The 16,125-nt window shown below is 67.2% G+C and carries 11 protein-coding genes and 1 pseudogene; 5 read left to right on the forward strand and 7 right to left on the reverse strand.

Features of this window, described 5'->3' with window-relative positions; all coding sequences use genetic code 11:
• Nucleotides 1-3 precede the first annotated feature (3 nt).
• From I4I82_RS18000 to I4I82_RS18015, 4 genes are all read right to left on the reverse strand, one after another.
• Nucleotides 4-2,028, reverse strand: coding sequence for a DUF262 domain-containing protein (locus I4I82_RS18000; RefSeq protein WP_226370121.1), 2,025 nt, complete (start codon nucleotides 2,026-2,028; stop codon nucleotides 4-6).
• Nucleotides 1,910-4,729, reverse strand: a complete 2,820-nt coding sequence (locus tag I4I82_RS18005; protein ID WP_218590224.1) for a DUF1156 domain-containing protein — start codon at nucleotides 4,727-4,729, stop codon at nucleotides 1,910-1,912. Before I4I82_RS18005 ends, I4I82_RS18000 begins: the two co-directional genes overlap by 119 nt.
• A complete protein-coding gene (locus I4I82_RS18010) occupies nucleotides 4,726-8,187 on the reverse strand; it encodes a helicase-related protein (protein WP_218590223.1) in 3,462 nt (1,153 codons plus the stop codon). Before I4I82_RS18010 ends, I4I82_RS18005 begins: the two co-directional genes overlap by 4 nt.
• Before the next feature lie 378 nt (nucleotides 8,188-8,565).
• Entirely contained in the window at nucleotides 8,566-8,802 is a 237-nt protein-coding gene (locus I4I82_RS18015; RefSeq protein WP_218595885.1) for a hypothetical protein, read from the reverse strand.
• Between I4I82_RS18015 and I4I82_RS18020 the strand changes: the two are divergent.
• Together I4I82_RS18020 and I4I82_RS18025 are read left to right on the forward strand one after the other, a co-directional pair.
• A pseudogene (locus I4I82_RS18020) lies at nucleotides 8,773-9,637 on the forward strand (IS5 family transposase); the annotation flags it as partial. The gene I4I82_RS18015 and the pseudogene I4I82_RS18020 sit on opposite strands and share 30 nt — an antisense overlap.
• A gap of 46 nt (nucleotides 9,638-9,683) precedes the next feature.
• Nucleotides 9,684-10,265 (forward strand): hypothetical protein, encoded by a 582-nt coding sequence (locus tag I4I82_RS18025; protein ID WP_218595886.1) that lies wholly within the window; start codon nucleotides 9,684-9,686, stop codon nucleotides 10,263-10,265.
• A gap of 94 nt (nucleotides 10,266-10,359) precedes the next feature.
• Here I4I82_RS18025 and I4I82_RS18030 read toward each other — a convergent pair whose 3' ends face one another.
• Complete coding sequence (locus tag I4I82_RS18030) at nucleotides 10,360-12,120, reverse strand: IS1634 family transposase (protein ID WP_443690138.1); 1,761 nt, start codon at nucleotides 12,118-12,120, stop codon at nucleotides 10,360-10,362.
• 121 nt (nucleotides 12,121-12,241) lie between these two features.
• On the opposite strand from I4I82_RS18030, the gene I4I82_RS18035 reads away from it, so the two are divergent.
• Nucleotides 12,242-12,982, forward strand: coding sequence for a Shedu immune nuclease family protein (locus I4I82_RS18035; protein WP_218595887.1), 741 nt, complete (start codon nucleotides 12,242-12,244; stop codon nucleotides 12,980-12,982).
• Between the two features lie 185 nt (nucleotides 12,983-13,167).
• On the forward strand, nucleotides 13,168-13,560 hold the full coding sequence (locus I4I82_RS18040; protein ID WP_218591529.1) for a hypothetical protein: 393 nt from the start codon (nucleotides 13,168-13,170) through the stop codon (nucleotides 13,558-13,560).
• A gap of 153 nt (nucleotides 13,561-13,713) precedes the next feature.
• On the opposite strand, the gene I4I82_RS18045 is transcribed toward I4I82_RS18040, so the two are convergent.
• A complete protein-coding gene (locus tag I4I82_RS18045) occupies nucleotides 13,714-14,013 on the reverse strand; it encodes a hypothetical protein (protein ID WP_218597110.1) in 300 nt (99 codons plus the stop codon).
• 35 nt (nucleotides 14,014-14,048) lie between these two features.
• The gene (locus I4I82_RS18050; protein ID WP_218597109.1) at nucleotides 14,049-14,222 is read right to left on the reverse strand and encodes a hypothetical protein; all 174 of its coding nucleotides are present in this window, start codon (nucleotides 14,220-14,222) and stop codon (nucleotides 14,049-14,051) included.
• Between the two features lie 322 nt (nucleotides 14,223-14,544).
• Here I4I82_RS18050 and I4I82_RS18055 point away from each other — a divergent pair, with 322 nt between their 5' ends.
• The gene (locus I4I82_RS18055) at nucleotides 14,545-15,147 is read left to right on the forward strand and encodes a recombinase family protein (protein WP_218591527.1); all 603 of its coding nucleotides are present in this window, start codon (nucleotides 14,545-14,547) and stop codon (nucleotides 15,145-15,147) included.
• Nucleotides 15,148-16,125 lie beyond the last annotated feature (978 nt).

A 16,125-nucleotide genomic window follows, 5' to 3' on the forward strand; every position in this document is an offset into this window, starting at 1 on the left:
GGTTCAGGCCTCCTCGTCGGTCGGGTTCTCGTCGGCGCCGTCCTCGACGTCGTCGGGTTCGTCGGCGAACTGGTCGGGGGTCTCGAAGCCGCCAACGAGCTCGTCAGCCTCGACGTCGCGCTGCGCCGGTTTGCCCATCGCGGCCTCGACCAGTTCGAGGAGTGCCCGGCGACGTCGTAGGAAGTAGGTCTCGAAATCAGCCTCGCGCAGCGTCGACGGGTCGATGAGGTGAGCGGCGATCACCGCGTCCAACTCATCGGAGGTCAGCCCGGCGGTTGCTTCCAGCTTCGACATGTACGCGGCCGGTGACGCGCCCCCGACCATCTGGTTCGTCTTGCGCGCCAGCGGGGTCTTGTTGACGATGCTCTCGCGCATCCAGCTCTCGACCTCGTTCGCGATGCACCACTTCCGCGGGAAGACGTGGTGGATGTCGACCCGGAGCGCGATGTACTGGTTGTGGTCAAAGGTCTTCTGGAACCGCCAGTCCTTGCAGCCGCGGGCCATCAGCAGCGCGTGGATCCCCTTAAAGGCGGCGGACTGCCGTGAGCGCAGAGTCAGCAGGCGGGACTCGGTGAAGCTCGCTCCTGCGACGGTGCTTGGCGTCGCCCGGTCTCGTTCTCCGGCCGCGGCCCCCACGGCGGCCAGAGCCCAGGAGGGGACCTGGTCCAGGTCACGAGCGAAGCGCGTCTCGGTTGCGCCGCCGTACTGCTCGCCGAGGACGCCGCTCCAGTACCAGCGGCGCAGCCGGGCGCGAACCGCGTACACGTCGGCGTCCTCACCCAGCACGACACGCATCGCGGCGAGCGGGATGAGCTGGGTCTGGTACGGGATGTCGTCCTGACGGTGGATGTGTTCGTCGTGCAGGAACTGCGCGACCCACACCAGCGCCCGGCGCACGGGCTCGGCCCAGCGCAGGTAGTCGACGAGATCGAGCTTGAGGATGTCCTCCTTGCGCGCGTACGTGGCGCCGGGCCCGTGGCTGGTGGCCAGCAGCGTCACGGCCTGCAGGAACGCGGTGCTATCGAACTTCTTCAGCACCGGGTGCGCGTCGATCACGGCCTGGGTGCGGGCCCAGTCGTCGTTGAGCCGGAAATCGACGCCGTGCTCGGCGAAGTAGGCGCCGTCGCCCGCGAAGATCGACGTCAGCAACTCGAAGACGTTCAGCGGCAGCCCGCCGGTGTTTACTTTCTCGAAGACCGTTGCGACGGCCGCCTTCGTGGTGGTCTTGTCCAGCTCGATCGCGGGGATCTCGTAGCTCTGCAGCGGGGTGACCACCTCAGCCTGGAAGCGCTGGATCAGCGCGGTCCGCTCGGCCAGGTCGCCAGTGGCGGAGGGGAAAGTCCACAGCCAGTCGAGCAGGTTCGGCGAGTCGTAGACGAGCCGGAACGGGAAGAGGCCGTGCTCGCGCTCCCGCTCCGGGGTGGACACGTCGAGGATGATGTCGCGACCGAAGTTGGTGCGCTCGATGCCGTCGCCGGGCAGGATCCGGATGGCGTCGTCCAGGCGCGACGGGTCGATCATCGCGCGCTCGATGTCGATGTAGAAGCGGCGCCGCACCTGCTTCTTGCGTACGTCCTCGGTGTCGACCACACCGTCGCCGGTGAGCGACTGGACCAGCGACGTCAGACGCTGCTGCCCGTCGAGGAGCAGGTGCTCGGGAGACACCGTCGCCGTGCCGTCGGGCGTGCCTTCGAGCGGCTTCGGCTTGAAGCGGACTTGGTCGCTGCCGGTCTGCAACAGCATGATGACGCCGAGTGGGTGGCCCAGGGTGATGGTTGCCAGCAGGGCGCGGATGCGCTCCTCGTCCCACTTGTAGCCGCGCTGGAAGTCCGGCAGCTGGATGCGGCCGTTGTTGGCCCGCTCCAGCAGCGTCGAGAGCTTGTGCTGCGGCGTCAGGAAGCCCATGTGTTCAGTCCCCCGTGTAGTCGAAGGTGCCCTGCTCGGCCGACGGACCCACGCCGGCCACGATGTCGTTCCAAGCGGTGCCCAGAGCGTTGAACTCGACGGCGACCTTCGTGCGCTTGGCATCCCCGGCCAATGCGAACAATAGGAACGCCAGCTCCTTGCAGAGATCGCGGTCGATCGACTCGGGCACCCGCGTGAGCAGCGCGGACGCGGCGACCACCCCGTTCTCGGTAAGGGCGCGGGCCAGGTGCATTACCACCTCCCACGCACTGATCGACCGGTCGGCCGCCGGATTCCACTCCGGGTCCAGGCTCGATGGGGCGAGCAACGTCACCTTGCCGCGGGTGCCGCGGAGGCTGAGGATCCCGGCCCGGTCGAGGTGCTCCAGCGACGCGTTGCGGGCGCGCGCGAGGTTGTCTGCGTCGCCGAAGTCTCCGGAGTCGAAGCCGTGCTGGCGGAACCAGGCGAGCGCGAACCGGGTGTCCGGGTCGAAGTCCCCCTCCTGCTCGGAGAGCACCTCGTCCAATACCTCATTGATGAGCGACAGCGCCGCCCGCACTCCCATCGGTGTGCCGTCGTCGCTCAGGACCGCTGAGTACCGACTGAACACAGCCATCCCAGGCCCGATGGCGGCCTGGGGGAGGTCGACCGGCGCGATCGCTCCCTGCTGCAACTCGCGGAGTGCGGTCGGTAGTTCGGCTTTGAGGGCTGCTACGAATCCGCGTCGCGCCGTGCGCGCCGCTGAATCGGGCCGGGGACGCAACGCGAGCACGATAGAGGAGGCGAGTGCGTTGGTACCCAGACTAATCATCCGCCCCCCCCTTTCGCTCCGCATCGGCCACGTTGCAGTGATTGTCCAGCCAGATCGGACCATCCCGTCCAAAAGAGTTTCCCAGCCAGTCGAGGCTACGCCTTCGCTGGTTGTTTCGGCCTGCTTGAAAGCGTAGTAGACGGTAATCGGGTAGGCGTCGAGTGCAGTCTCGCGTGCTCGCCGGAAAACACTGTTGAATCCCGATTCGAAGAACTGACGGGCTCCGGCTTTGCCATCGTGGCGGTAAGCATTCGCCACCAACTCTTCTGCTTTTGGTACAAGCATAGAAGAGAAAATGTCCGGATGGTTCTTACGCAGAGTTTTTCGGAGCCATACGTAGAAGAAGTCGGAAAGATCCGAGTAGACGATGTTGTCGTAGTATGGGGGGTCAGTTGAAATTAGGGCGCCGGCTTGGTCATGCGCGATTGCGTTACGCTGCGTGGCTGTTCCTGGAACTGAAGCGGGTATCGCTTCGAGCGCTCGCGCGACTGCCGCAGTCATTATAGAGATCGTGCCGGACGATTCCCCGAAGGGGTTGCCCTCGGCGTAGTCCCATGCCATAGGGATCGCCTGCCGCGAGAAGACGTTCCGAAGAATCTCGTTCTTCGGATTGCTGGCCCATGTCGTAATCGCAGACTGGTAGTCAGCTAATCTACTTACAACAAGACCGAGGTAGGTCGCAATGGCGGCGCCGTAGGCCTGAGCCGCCCCTGCTTCGTTCGACGTACGAGTCGCAAGAAAGTCCTTCACCGCCAGGTCTTGTGCTTCGCCGACGAGATCGCTCAGACTGGTGAGTAGCAGGAGCTGGCGGTCAGTGAAATAGTCTGCAAATGTGAAGAACCCGTATCGACGACCCTGTGCATTTCCCCCAAACGTGCCCCGGGCATCGGCAAGCAGTGTGTCTGTTCCTGTGCGAATCGCACTGGCGTCGACAGATGTGGCGGCCGCAAGATGCTCTGGCGTTGGGGGCGCGTAGATTCTGCGCCTATTTCCTTCGGCCACGATTGCAATCAGATCGGCTGCATGGCCTCCAGGATGATCTAGTTGCAAGTGTACATCTTTCGCGGAGATCGACTTTGCGCAGTTTAGGCAGATTGCTCCAGCTGAACCGGAGACGGTTCCATCATCTGTGCCCTCCGGTGCTGTAGCTGGATCGTGACCAATCGAGTAGGATATTCGCATTCCGCTGGGGTGGCTTGGGTCGGAGACGACGTTGGGGATAACATATGCCTCTTTCCCCTTCTTTCGTCCCAGCCACCATGATCTGGCAAGAGGAATAGAGATTCGACATGCCGGATTGGAGCAGGTAATAGTACGCGACCATATCCATGCCACCACCTGGGCTGTGGACCCATCAGAAAGGGTCACTCTGGGATAGTGGCCTCCAATGCGCTCTTCGGCCTGCGTGCGCATCCATTTCCCGTAGTAGCGGATGTCCTCGGCGAGTCCTGTTGCGCGTGGCCAGGTCCCGCTGCGAATGTTTGACGCGTCGGGGTTCACTGGCTGTTGACGCGCGAAATGCGAAGGGATGTCAATTAGGGCGCGATTGATGAGCACGGCTACAGGGTTAAGGTCGCTGGCGTGGGCTTCGAGGCCGAGACGCTGGGCCTCCAGCGGAATTGTGCCGCCGCCAGCGAAAGGGTCGAGAATGGGCGGGGGGTTGCCGCCCGTGGAGTCAAGGATCTCCTGGTGGGCCTGCCGGAATAGGTCCTCGTCGCCCGAGTTTTCCCACACGGCCATCCGCTCGATCAGGTCGTGCAGGCGCTTGCGCTCGGTCACCACGTCGGCCTCAGTCGGGAAGCGATCGGGGTGGGAAGAGGGGTCGTCAACGAGCTGCGCGAACAGCACAGCGCGGGCGGCCGCGAGGGGTCGGCGAGCCCACCACAAGTGCAGGGTGGACGGATGGCCGTGGCGAATGGACTTCTCGCGGGCAGACTCGCGGTTGATGGCCTCCAGCGGCAGCGCCACCTCGATGAGCTTGCGCTTCTGCGCGGGTGATGGTGCATCAGTCACTGCGGGGGTCCCCCTTGGTTCCACATGGCGTTCCAGTCCCCACGGATGCCGGTAGCGGTGAAGCCGCCCAGGTCCGTGCTGCGGAACGGGTTGGTGAGGTAGCGCAGCTCGTCGTGCTCGGGCCCGTCCGGGCTGACCGAGACGAGGGCGAGGCGGTGGTTGTCTCCGGCGTTCTTGCCGAACAGCACTTCGTTGTAAGTCACGAAGAAGTCATCGGCGCCGGCCTCCCGGCCTTTGACCTCAATGAACACGGTCGGGGCCCCGGCCGTGGTGGTCCGGACGTCGTAGCCGGGGTTGTTGTGCGGCATCTCCTCCGGGTCACGGCCCAGCGCAACCTCCGCGGCCAGGACGGCGTCGACCGCACGTCGTTCGCTGACCGTGGTATCCACCGGGTGTTGTCCGGTCGAACCCGTCACCAGGCCAGCCGGGATGATCAGCGCCGCCCCGACCACGGTAGGGGCCCTGGCGGCGAGCTGGGCCTCGGCCGAGAGTGCCGCCGTGCGGGCGTCGAGGCGGGCCTCCAGCTCCCGGGCTCGGGACTCCATCCGGTCGGGGCTCTGCCGGGACTTCCCGCCCTTGCCTGCAGCGATCTCGTCACGGAGCCGAGCGGCCTCGCTGTGGTGCCAATTAACCTGCTGCAACAGGCGCTGCCGCACCGCCCCGGTGGTCTTCTTCAGCAACGGCAGCATCCGGGCGCGCACGTCGTCGAGGTGCTCGGGCTGTTGGTGGGTGACCGCCCACGTACCGGCGAGCGCCTCCACACCGCCGTCGAGCCACGGCTGGGCCAGCACCTTCTTAGCTGCCGAGCGGGCATGTTCAGGCAGCGGTTCGGTGTCGAGGTACGGGGCCGGTCCGCCTGTAGAAGCCTCACCGTCGGGGGTAAGGGTGACGAACACGAACCGCTTGCTCACCACCCGGCCCGTGCCGTCGACGACCTCGCCTGTCAACGCCACGACTAGGCGCGGGACGGTGCCTTGGTCGTGCGGGTCGAAGAGCAGGGCACCCCGTTCCAGCGCCGTGCGGTGGGCCTCGGCGGTGGCGTCGAGGACGGTGTCCATCAGCGGGTGTCCGGGCGCCAGCAGCTCCGCCCGCTTGCCGAGTCCCTCGACGCGGCCGGGCTCGAAGGTCACCCGCTCGTACCGGGTGGTGAGCGGGGTGCGGGCGCCGGGTCGCTGCCGGGCGCGCAGGGTCGCGGGCACGTTGCTGATCTCGTGTCGGCCTACCTCGCGCCGCGACATCCTGCCACCGAGGCGGGCAAACGCATCGCGGAAGAACAGCTCCACGTAGTGCGGCTGCAGGCGCCGAGCCGCGGCCTCGTCCATCTCCTGACGCAGTCGCGCCAGCTCGTGCGGATCGAGCGCCTCCTGGGCCAAGGCCCGTTCGATGAGCAACTCAGTGAGCCCGTTGGACACCTGCGCATCGACGACCTGGAACATCTCCTTTCGCCGCTTTGGGTCGTCTCCATAGCGGACGGCGTCCATAAGCAGGTCGCGCAACGAGGTCTCGGTGAAGGCGTCACCGAGCACGTCGAACAGGCGACCGCCGTAGGCCTTGCGCTGTTCCTCCATCTTCGTCAGCAGCCGGGCGAACACCTGGCCCTCACGGGTGTCCTCGGCGACCAGATTCCACAACCTGCAGACGTTCTCCTGACCGATGCGGTGGATGCGTCCAAAGCGCTGCTCCAGCCGGTTCGGGTTCCACGGCAGATCGTAGTTGATCATCAGGTGGGCGGCCTGGAGGTTCATGCCCTCACCGGCTGCGTCAGTGGCCACCAGCACGGTGCGGGCCGGGTCGTGGGTGAACTCCTCCCGCGCCCGGCGGCGGTCATCGCGCTTAGTCCCGCCATGGATGACGAGCACGGCATCATCGCGGCCGAGCACGTTACGGATCTGGTCGACCAGGTAGTACAGCGTGTCCTTGTGCTCGGTGAACACGATCAACTTTCGGGGAGCGCCGTCCGGGTCTCGGAGCAAGGCCTCGTCGAGCAGCAGCCTGCGCAACTCAGCCCACTTGCGGTCCTGTCCGGAGTCGCGGACCTGCGTCGCGAGGGTGACGAGATCGTCCAGCTGCGAGATCTCGTAGGCGAGTTCTACGGCCGACTGCGCGGCGGTCGCCGCGTCGACGATGTTCTCCTCCAACGCCTCGGCCTGCTCGGCGTCGAGCTCGTCGGACTCGAAGTCGTCGATGTCGTTGGCACGAAGGGTGTAGTCGAGGCGCTCCTCGACGACTGAGGCGTGGGTAGCGTCGAGCATCTCCTGTCGCTTCGCCTTCAGCCGGTCACGTCGGCGCTCCAGCGAGCGGAGGATCGCGTGGGTGCTGGACGCCAGACGGCGCTGCAGCACGGTGAGGGCGAAACCGACCGTGCGGGTGCGACCCGCGTCCAACGACTCCGCACGGTTCATCTCCTCCCGCACGTACTGCGTGACCCGCTCATAGAGGTTCTTCTCGCCGCCCGACAGCTCGTAGGGCACGGTCTCGGCGATCCGCTCGGGGAACAGCGGCCGGCCTTCGAAGGTCAGCAGGTCCTCCTTGACCATGCGCCGCATCAGCCCGGTGGTGTCGGTGGAGTGCACGCCGTCGCGGAAGCGACCCTCGAAGCGGTCTGGGTCGAGCAAGGCCAGGAACAGCTGGTAGTTCTCTTCGCTGCCGGCGTGAGGCGTGGCGGTCATTAGCAGCAGGTGCCGTGCAACGGTGCCCAGCTCCTGGCCGAGTTCGTACCGGCGGGTGGTGCGCAGCTCGCCGGTCCACCATCGGGCCGACATGCGGTGCGCCTCGTCGACGATCACAAGGTCCCATTCGCTGGTGGCCAGGTGCGCCCGCAGATCCTCCGAGCGAGCGAGTTGATCCATTCGGGCGATGAGCAGCGGGTGGCGGGTGAAGGGGTTCCCGTCCGGGGCGGTGGCGGCCATGTCGGGGGAGAGAATCTCGGCATCGATGCCGAACTTGGCGGCCAGCTCGTCCTGCCACTGCTCGACCAAGCTGCCCGGGGCCACGATCAGCATCCGAGCGAGGTCGCCGCGGAGGATCAGTTCCTTCGCGTACAGGCCAGCCATGATGGTCTTGCCGGCGCCCGGATCATCAGCGAGCAGGAAGCGCAGGGGCGTCTTGGGAAGCAGCTCGCCGTAGACCGCCCGGATCTGGTGCGGCAGTGGACGCACGTTTGACGACGACACCGCAAGCATCGGATCGTGCAGCCCCGCCATGCGGATCCGTAGTGCCTCGGCAGCGAGCCGGAACGTCGCCCCGTCAGCGTCGAAGCTCCAACGGGAACCGGGTTGCTCCACCGTCAGGCGCGCTAGGTCGGCCGGGTAGAGCAACTGCGTGTCCGTGGCGCCTGCGCTGTCGCGGAAGACCAGCTCGAGAGTATCGACGCCGTGCGGGATGTTCGCCAGGACAGAGACGGGGGAGGGCCGTAGCCCGTGCACCGTGACTCCAGCCGTCAGGTCGCTCGCGCGCACAGGGCGTGATGAAGGTGTCGCTCGTGCCACAAACGGACACTAGTGGAACGTCAACAACCGCTCCTGGTTGCCGCTCGGTAATGGCCCTGATGGGACGTCACTCTCCCGCCCTCCGATGCTGCTCGGCACGCCGTCGCCAGCAGGTGGTCCGGCCGGTCAGGGTCCGCTGGCTCGGGCTCGAGAAGGCCGACGACATCATGATCGACTTACTTGATCCGGTCCGGGAGCATCTCGCGGAGGAGTCCGCCGCGGTTGAGCGGCCCCGGTCGAGACTCGGAGCTCGGTACCTTCGGCGCCAGCGCCAAGACTTTGGAGGCGGAACGGATCGTGAGAGTAACCGTGCAGAACGAAGCTCTAACACCGTAGCGCGTTCTTCAGCTAAGCTTTCGTGAGCAACTGAACCGCTTCCGCGATCGCAAGGAGCGTCGTCGCGGTCGTGTTGTCCCACGCGTCCAGTCCTGCGCGGGCTATGTCCGGGTCGTCCGAATAACCCCAGCCGCCCGAACCCGTCTTCTCCAGAAAGACGAGGCGCACGCCACGGCCGATCACCAGAGCTGAGACCGTGTTTGAGAAGGGTCGGCGTGTCTGCGCCGCGCGGGCCGCGCTCTGGTCCATCGTGGACGGGTGGCTCGGCGTCAGCGGCGGTATCCCTCGGACACCAGCGATGAGCAGTGGGCGTTGATCGAACCGCTGTTGCCCGAGGCCGGGGCGGGTGGGCGTCCGGAGAAGCACCCGCGCCGGGACGTGGTCGACGCGATCCTCTACGTCGTGCGGGCGGGGTGCGCTTGGCGGGCTCTACCAGCGGACTTCCCGCCCTGGCAGACCGTCTACTGGTATTTCAACCGGTGGGAACAGCAGAAGGTCACCGAGAAGATCCTCCCGGTCGTGCGCCGTCAGCTACGTGCCGACGAGGGGCGGGACCCGGAACCGAGCGCGGGGATCATCGACTCGCAGTCGGTGAAGGGTGCCGACACCGTCGGGCAGGACTCGCGCGGCTTCGACGCAGGGAAGAAGATCAACGGCCGGAAGCGGTTCATCGTGACCGACACCCTGGGCCTGCTGTTGACCACGGTGGTGTGCTCGGCGTCGGTGCAGGACCGCGACGGGGCGAAGTCGATCCTGCTCGACCTGTACCTGCGCACCAGGGTGCGGTTCGTCTACGCCGACGCCGGGTTCGCCGGACGCCTGCTGGAGTGGGCGAACACGATCCTGCGCACCAGCGTCGAGGTCGTGCGCAAACCGCCTGAGCAGCGCGGGTTCGCCGTCCTCCCGCGCCGCTGGGTGGTCGAGCGGACACTGGCCTGGCTGACCGCACACCGCCGTCTGGCCCGCGACTACGAACGCCACCCCGCCGTCTCCGAGGCCATGATCCGCTGGGCCGCGATCAACACCATCACCCGCCGCATCGCCCGCGGCAAGCCGGCCGCCCGCCAACAGAAGTACGTCTTCACACCCGCGACTTGATCTTCTCAAACACGCTCTTATGGAGGGGCTTCGTGCCTCTCGAGCCTCAGAACGAAGTGACGTGGGCCCGGAATCGCTCGCCGGACCGCACATACTTCCACCGGACCTTTGAACTGGATATCCGGGCATCGCAGGACTTCGGTCACCCTGCTCGATTCATCGTCAAGGTCTTCGATGAGCCCGATGACACTGCGGGCGTGCTGTCAGAGGGGCTCGAGTACTTGGAGGAAGTCGTGCACACCACGCCCGGAGGGCGCAAGCAGGTCAAGATCCAGATCGCTCGGGAAGCCGGGCTCGTTCGAGAGATTCAGATTCAGCGGGTGCCCACCAACGGCGACGCAACGAAGCTTGAGACTCTGCTGACCCTCGGGCGTGACGCGGCCGGTCGACTCATCGACCTGGTGCAGACCCTCCAGTACATCCCGCTTGAAGGGGGAGAGCACACCGTCCGCCTCGACGACCAGACGATCCGGGACTTCTTCGCCGATCCGGAGGGTATGGCCCGGGCGTACCAACGTCGGCCGGAGACCTTTCGCAACCTCATCGAGAACGACCCGTCGGCTGAGGACCTCGTGGCAATCGCCCATCGCAGAGAGCCCGGGTTCCGCAGCTGATGTCGGTGCTGGACACGGAATCTGGGGGTTGACCTGCGAGAACGCCGAAGGCCGCCCGGACGGGCGTGTGTCCAGGCGGTGAGGTTCGTGCTGGTCAGAGCGTTGTGGCGGGCCCGAGTTCGATGATCTTCTTGGGTGCGTTGATGTCGAGCTTGGCGAGGATGTCGCGCTGGGCGGTGGTCAGCTCGGTGCGTTGGCGGAACGTGCCGGCGGGGCCGGTGAAGGTGCCGACGTGCAGGTCTTGGAGGTCCTCGCGGACGCGGTTCCAGGTAGCACCGGTGGTGGTCTCGACGATGCGGACCAGGAGCAGCGCGAGCCAGCAGAGGATGACGTGGGCACGGATGCGTTCTTCGAGGCGGTGATAGACCGGGCGCAGTTCCAGGGTGGTCTTCATGTCGCGCCAGCCGCGTTCGACCTGCAACAGCTGCTTGTAGCCCAGCGCGATGTCCTCCGCGGACAGGTGCGGGTCCGAGCAGCGCAGCAGGTACTTCCCGTCCAGGTTCACCTCGCCGGCGATCTTCTTGCGGTCGACGCGGAGCAGGCCCTTCGGGGTGACGCGCAGGAACCGGTTGAGCCCGGGCATGGTCGAGATGCGCCCGCGCAGCTCGGCCCGCTTGGTCACCGTGAGCCGGTCGGTGTCGGCGATGAGCGCGGTGAGCTTGCCGACCATGACCTCGCGCAGCGCGGCGTCCCGTTCGGCCTGCTCAGGGTTGAAGCAGATCACGAACCGCTCATCAGCGGCGATCTTGACCTCTTTGACCTGCAGGTTGTCCCGGACATGGCTGTAGCGGCCCTGGCGGGACAGCGCCGCGGTGGCCTCCGCGGAACCGGAGCGGAGCTTCTCTCCGATGATGTAGTGCCCGCCGCCGCGGCGCAGCTCCCTGCGGTTCTGCGTCGAGGAGAACCCGCGGTCCGCGACCCACATCACCCTCGCCAGGGTCCAGTCCCGCATGTCCTCGCGGGCCTGGCGGATCAGCGCCGAGTCGGTGGTGTTGCCCGGCCAGCACCACACCCGCACCGGGATCCCGGCGCGGGTGACGGCCATGCCGATCACGACCTGGGGCAGGTCGTCACGGGAGTCCTTCGACTTGCCGTAAGTCCGGAACCCCACCCCGCCGCCGGTGTCCTCGCCGTCGCCGTCGCCGTCGCCGTCGCCGTCGCCGTCGCCGTCGCCGGGGTCCTGGTCGGGGACCGGGCGCCCGCGGACGTCACGGGCGAGCGGGTCGTCGGGCTCGTCGGTCTGGAAGTAGGTGGAGGTGGTGTCGAAGAACAGCAGGTCGACCTCGTGATCGAGCAGGGTCGCGACCTGCCAGAACACCTCCCGTTCCAGATCGGGGGCGATGTCGAGGAGCCAGTCCATCGCCCGGTAGCAGGCGTCGTCGGAGGTCTCGGCCAGGCCGTCGATGTGCGCGCGGCGGTTCACCCAGCCCGCGGCGGCCAGCTTCGAACCCGGCGCCAGCGCCCGGTTCGCCACCAGCGCGAACAGCACCCGCTCGGTGCGCGGGTCGCGCTTGCGCCCGGTGAGCAGCCGGGTCATGACGGTGTCGATCCCGAGGCGGCGCCACAACGCGTCGAGGACCAGGGTGCCGCCGACCGGGCGCGAGGAGGTGAACGCCAGCCCCGCCGCCCCGGGCGCCTGCGAGCCGGTCAGAGCGGTGGCCGGGTCGAGCAGCCTCGTCAGCGACGCGACCAGGCGCTTGATCGCGTCGCGGTCGAGTTGGTCCTCCCGGCCGAAGCTGTGCAGCACCTTGGGCCGCGAGGTCTTCGTGGTCGGGTCCCACTCGTTGTGGGTCAGCTGCAGGTACCGCACCGCGGCGCCGTCCTTGTTTCGCCGTGTCGACACTCGTACGTGCACGTGTCCAGACGTTACATGAGTTCCAGCAGCTCAACAGTTCGAACACCGATCGAACGTGTGTCCAGTATTTTCGCCGCTTCCGGACCTGCTCCCGCTCGCTGACCTGGGAGAATACCGCGGCGTGTGTCCAGATCCGCCCATCAGCTGCGGAACGCGGGGAGAGGTCGTCGCTCGATTTCGCAGGCTTCTTGATGACCCCGACTACTTCGAGGCCGAGCGCCTAGAGCTCATCGCCCGCACCAGCAGACAGACGGCCGGCAAGGAGGCTGTGTGGCAGGACCTCCTTGAAAGCGAGCCGTGGATCCTCGGCGTTTCCCTGACGGGTCAGCTCCTGACCTCTTGGGATCAGCGGAAACTTGAGCAAGTCGTGGCCGGCTATTCTGTCGCTGGCAGAGCGAAGCGAACCGACGCGCTCATGCACACAAACGGCCAGATCCGTTCGCTCGTCTTCGCCGAAATCAAGCACCACGAGACACCGCTCCTCAGCAACGAGCAGTACAAGTCCGGCGCGGAGTACCGCCCCGGGTGCTGGCCGCCGTCGACGGAGCTCGCGGGCGGCGTGACCCAGCTCCAGCAGACTGTCCTCCTTGCCCGAGAAGACATCGGCGAGGTGCTCAACAAGCTCGATGATGACGGCGCCGAGACCGGCGAAGCCGCCTACGTGGTCCGCCCGAGGTCGTATCTGATTGCCGGGCACCTCCGGAAGCTGAGAGGTGCCAACGGTGTTCACAGGGACAAGTACCGCTCGTTTGAGCTATACCGCCGCAACCTCTACGAGCCAGACGTCATCACATTCGACGAACTCCTTGCTCGGGCCGAGTGGCACGTCCAGGCAGCACAGCCGCACGACGTGGAGGAGTAGGCACGACCGCCGAGCACCGGTTGGGGCCTCGACCATGACGAGGCCGGGCGTATGACCGCACGACCATCGCAACAGCCAAACGAGAGGGCGCACTCATGACGACCTACCCACCGCAAGATGACGCCCACTTCCCAGCTGGCCGCTATGTCCTCACCTACGCAGATGAGCTCCCCCAAGGGGCCGTGGTGTTCCTCGAGCGATGGGAGGGTGGCTGCCCGGTGGTCCGCGGCGCCACCGGGACGTGGCCGCTGGCCCTCCCCGCCGTCCGGATGGCGAGCAGCCATGCCACATATGCGCAGGGGCAGGCGGCGCGGCTCGCGGCGTGCAGTGAGGAGCTCATGTCCGAGGGGGAGCTTCGGGTCCGGGTCGCCGCGGCCGGGCGCGAGCTGCCGTGGGCGCCACCCGTGGGCGACGTCGAGGCGTACCGCGCTTGGTACGCACGCACGGCGGACATCCGGGCTGCCGCCGAGCGGGCCGACGCCGAGCTGAAGTCCCGCGGGATCGACCTGGCCGCCGAGCCGAAGGTCACCGCGGTCGAATGGCTCGACGCGCACCGCGACGGGCAACACACCGACTGACCCACAGAACCATCGACATCCCCGGCCGAGACGCCAGGCCGACCAGAGCACATCCTCGCTTCACTCAGCGGCCCCGCCCGATGACGATGCGCGTCGCGGACTCCCCGGCCAGGACGGCCCCGGGCAGGCCACACCGGGAAGCGAGAACGGGTCTCACCGACCTGCAGCCGTCTCCTGGGCTACGCGGCGGGCGATCTGTTCGACCTGCTCGACGGTGAGCACGGGAGCATGGCGCCCGTACACAGCGCTGTTCAGCAGCCGGCGCACCAGCGCCGAGGTCGGGATCTGCTCGGCCGCGGCCCGCCGCCGCAACTCGCCGTCCAGCTCCCTGGTGATGCGCAGCGACAACGGCACATCCAGCGCCGCCGCGTTCTCCGCCGCCTCGATCTCGGCGGCCTCAGCCTCCTCGTCGGCGTACTCCTCGCGGACCGCCCGCACCTCGGCCTCGACCACCGCGTCATCGGCTCGGTCGGTGATCCCACCCTCGGTCATGACCTGCCCTGCCCCTCGCAGTCCCGAAGATCGGCCCCGCTGCTCTTCCACGCCGTCACCCCGGCATGGGCTCCACCGGTCGCGATGACGGTGATGACGAACCCGGCGGCGGGCGAGTAGCCGATGATCCGGATGGCGTCGCTACGGCTCTTCGGGTCCGGATCGCGCACGATCCGCCACGGATCGGCCGCTGCGTCGAGCGTCCACTCCGCTCGATGTTCGTCGCGCCGGGATAGCGGTCAGCCCGCCGCCGGATGTAGTCGGCGTCCGCGTCGCGCCACCACAGATCGTCCCCCACGTAACACAGCGTCTCACATTGTCTGACACAGGTCGATCAGCCGCGCAGCCGTCGGCCAGTGCGCTGGATTGTCTCGCAAACGATCGTTCACGAGACGCTCCCAACGACCGGGCGTTTCCGCAGGTGAAGGTTGTAACAAGACTCGTGTCCGCGCCTAAGTCACGCACAACTGGGTTTGCGATACATTCCACGGCGTGCGGATCGGTTATGGACGGGTCTCCACCCGCGACCAACATCCCGAGGCCCAAGCCGACGCGCTGAGTGCGGCCGGTTGCGAGCGGGTGTTCATCGACACCGCGTCGGGGAAGCTGGCGCGCCGGCCCGAGCTCGACGAGGCCCTGCGGACGCTGCGTGCGGGGGACCAGCTCGTGGTCACCAAGCTCGATCGCCTCGGCCGGTCGCTGGAGCACCTGATCGACCTCTCCGGCCGGCTGCAGGACGAGGGGGTGGATCTGGTGGTGCTCGATCAGGGCATCGACACCTCGACCGCGGTCGGGCGGATGTTCTTCCAGATTCTGGGTGCGATCGCCGAGTTCGAACACGCCCTGATGTCCGAGCGCACCCGCGACGGGCTCGCCGCCGCCCGGGCGCGGGGGAGGACGGGCGGGCAGAAGCCGAAGCTGGGGGAGCGCCAAGCCCGGCTGGCGCGGGAGATGTACGAGGCTGGGGAACTCACCGTCGCCCAGATCGCCGCCGAGTTCGGCGTCACCCGGGCGACGATCTACCGCCATCTCGACCGCCTCGACGAGCTCGAGGCGAGTCGGCGGGAGACGCCGCCGGCGCGGGGCAGCAGCTGACCTCCGCTCCGGTCGGGCGCCGAACTCGATCAAACGCGTCAGGCCCGTCGCCGCAGGCGGTCGGCGCGCCATGAGGAGTCCGGGCGGGTTACTCCCCGCGAAACATGCGAGCGCCGAAACGCAACTGCCGGGCGCTGCCCCCGCAGGCCGAGCAAAGTCGGAAGGACTTCGTCGCCACCGAACCGTAGTGGCGGGGCGAGCCCTTGCAGGCCGAGCAGGCCGTCCAGGGGTGTAGCACCAGCGAAACCAGCCAGCCCAGCACCACGACGACCACGACCACCAGCAGTGCGGTGTTCCCGGAGCCGCGAGATCCGCGCCAGCAGCGCGGTCGGCGGTGGGTCGTCGTGTGCGGCGAGCAGCGCGCGTCGCGTCCCGGCGAGGTGCAGGAGCTTGCGCAGCGGGTCCATCCGCTGTAGCTGCCCGGACACCTCCCCCGCCGAGGTCAGGGAGGACCAGGCCGCCGAGAGCCCGGCCGAGGAGCCCGCGGCCGCCGCGGCCTAGCCGGGTGGCGGAGACGTCGCGGGCCGGATCGACCGGCCCGCGACGTCCACCCCGCTCACCTGCCGCCCGCCCCTCATCAGGCGCCGGCGTACCTCTCCCGGCGCCCCAGTGAACGGAACCGCGCCCGATGAACCACCAAACGCCCGCCCAGATACGAGCCGCGGAACTAGCAGCCCGCACGAGCCGTCCGGGAGCCTGGGCGCTCCGGAGGTCGCGGCCGTGGAGGCTGTCATGCTGCTCATGACAGAAACGTTTCAACCCGAAGAGGTTGCGAGGGCCACCTGCAGATATTGACAGTGATTGGGATCACGATGATAGAAACGTATCTTGCAGTACGGTCTCGATCAAGGCCTCGACGCACGTTCTTCATCAGGGCCACTGTCAGCTAGCACATCGTGCGACCTTCGGCCGGGGCCCAGGTTTGGGCTGTCCAAGCGGCAGGGCTGCGTTTTTGAAACGGTTCACCCAAGGACGGAG

This window comes from Pseudonocardia oceani (assembly GCF_019263585.2).
Lineage (GTDB): Bacteria > Actinomycetota > Actinomycetes > Mycobacteriales > Pseudonocardiaceae > Pseudonocardia > Pseudonocardia oceani.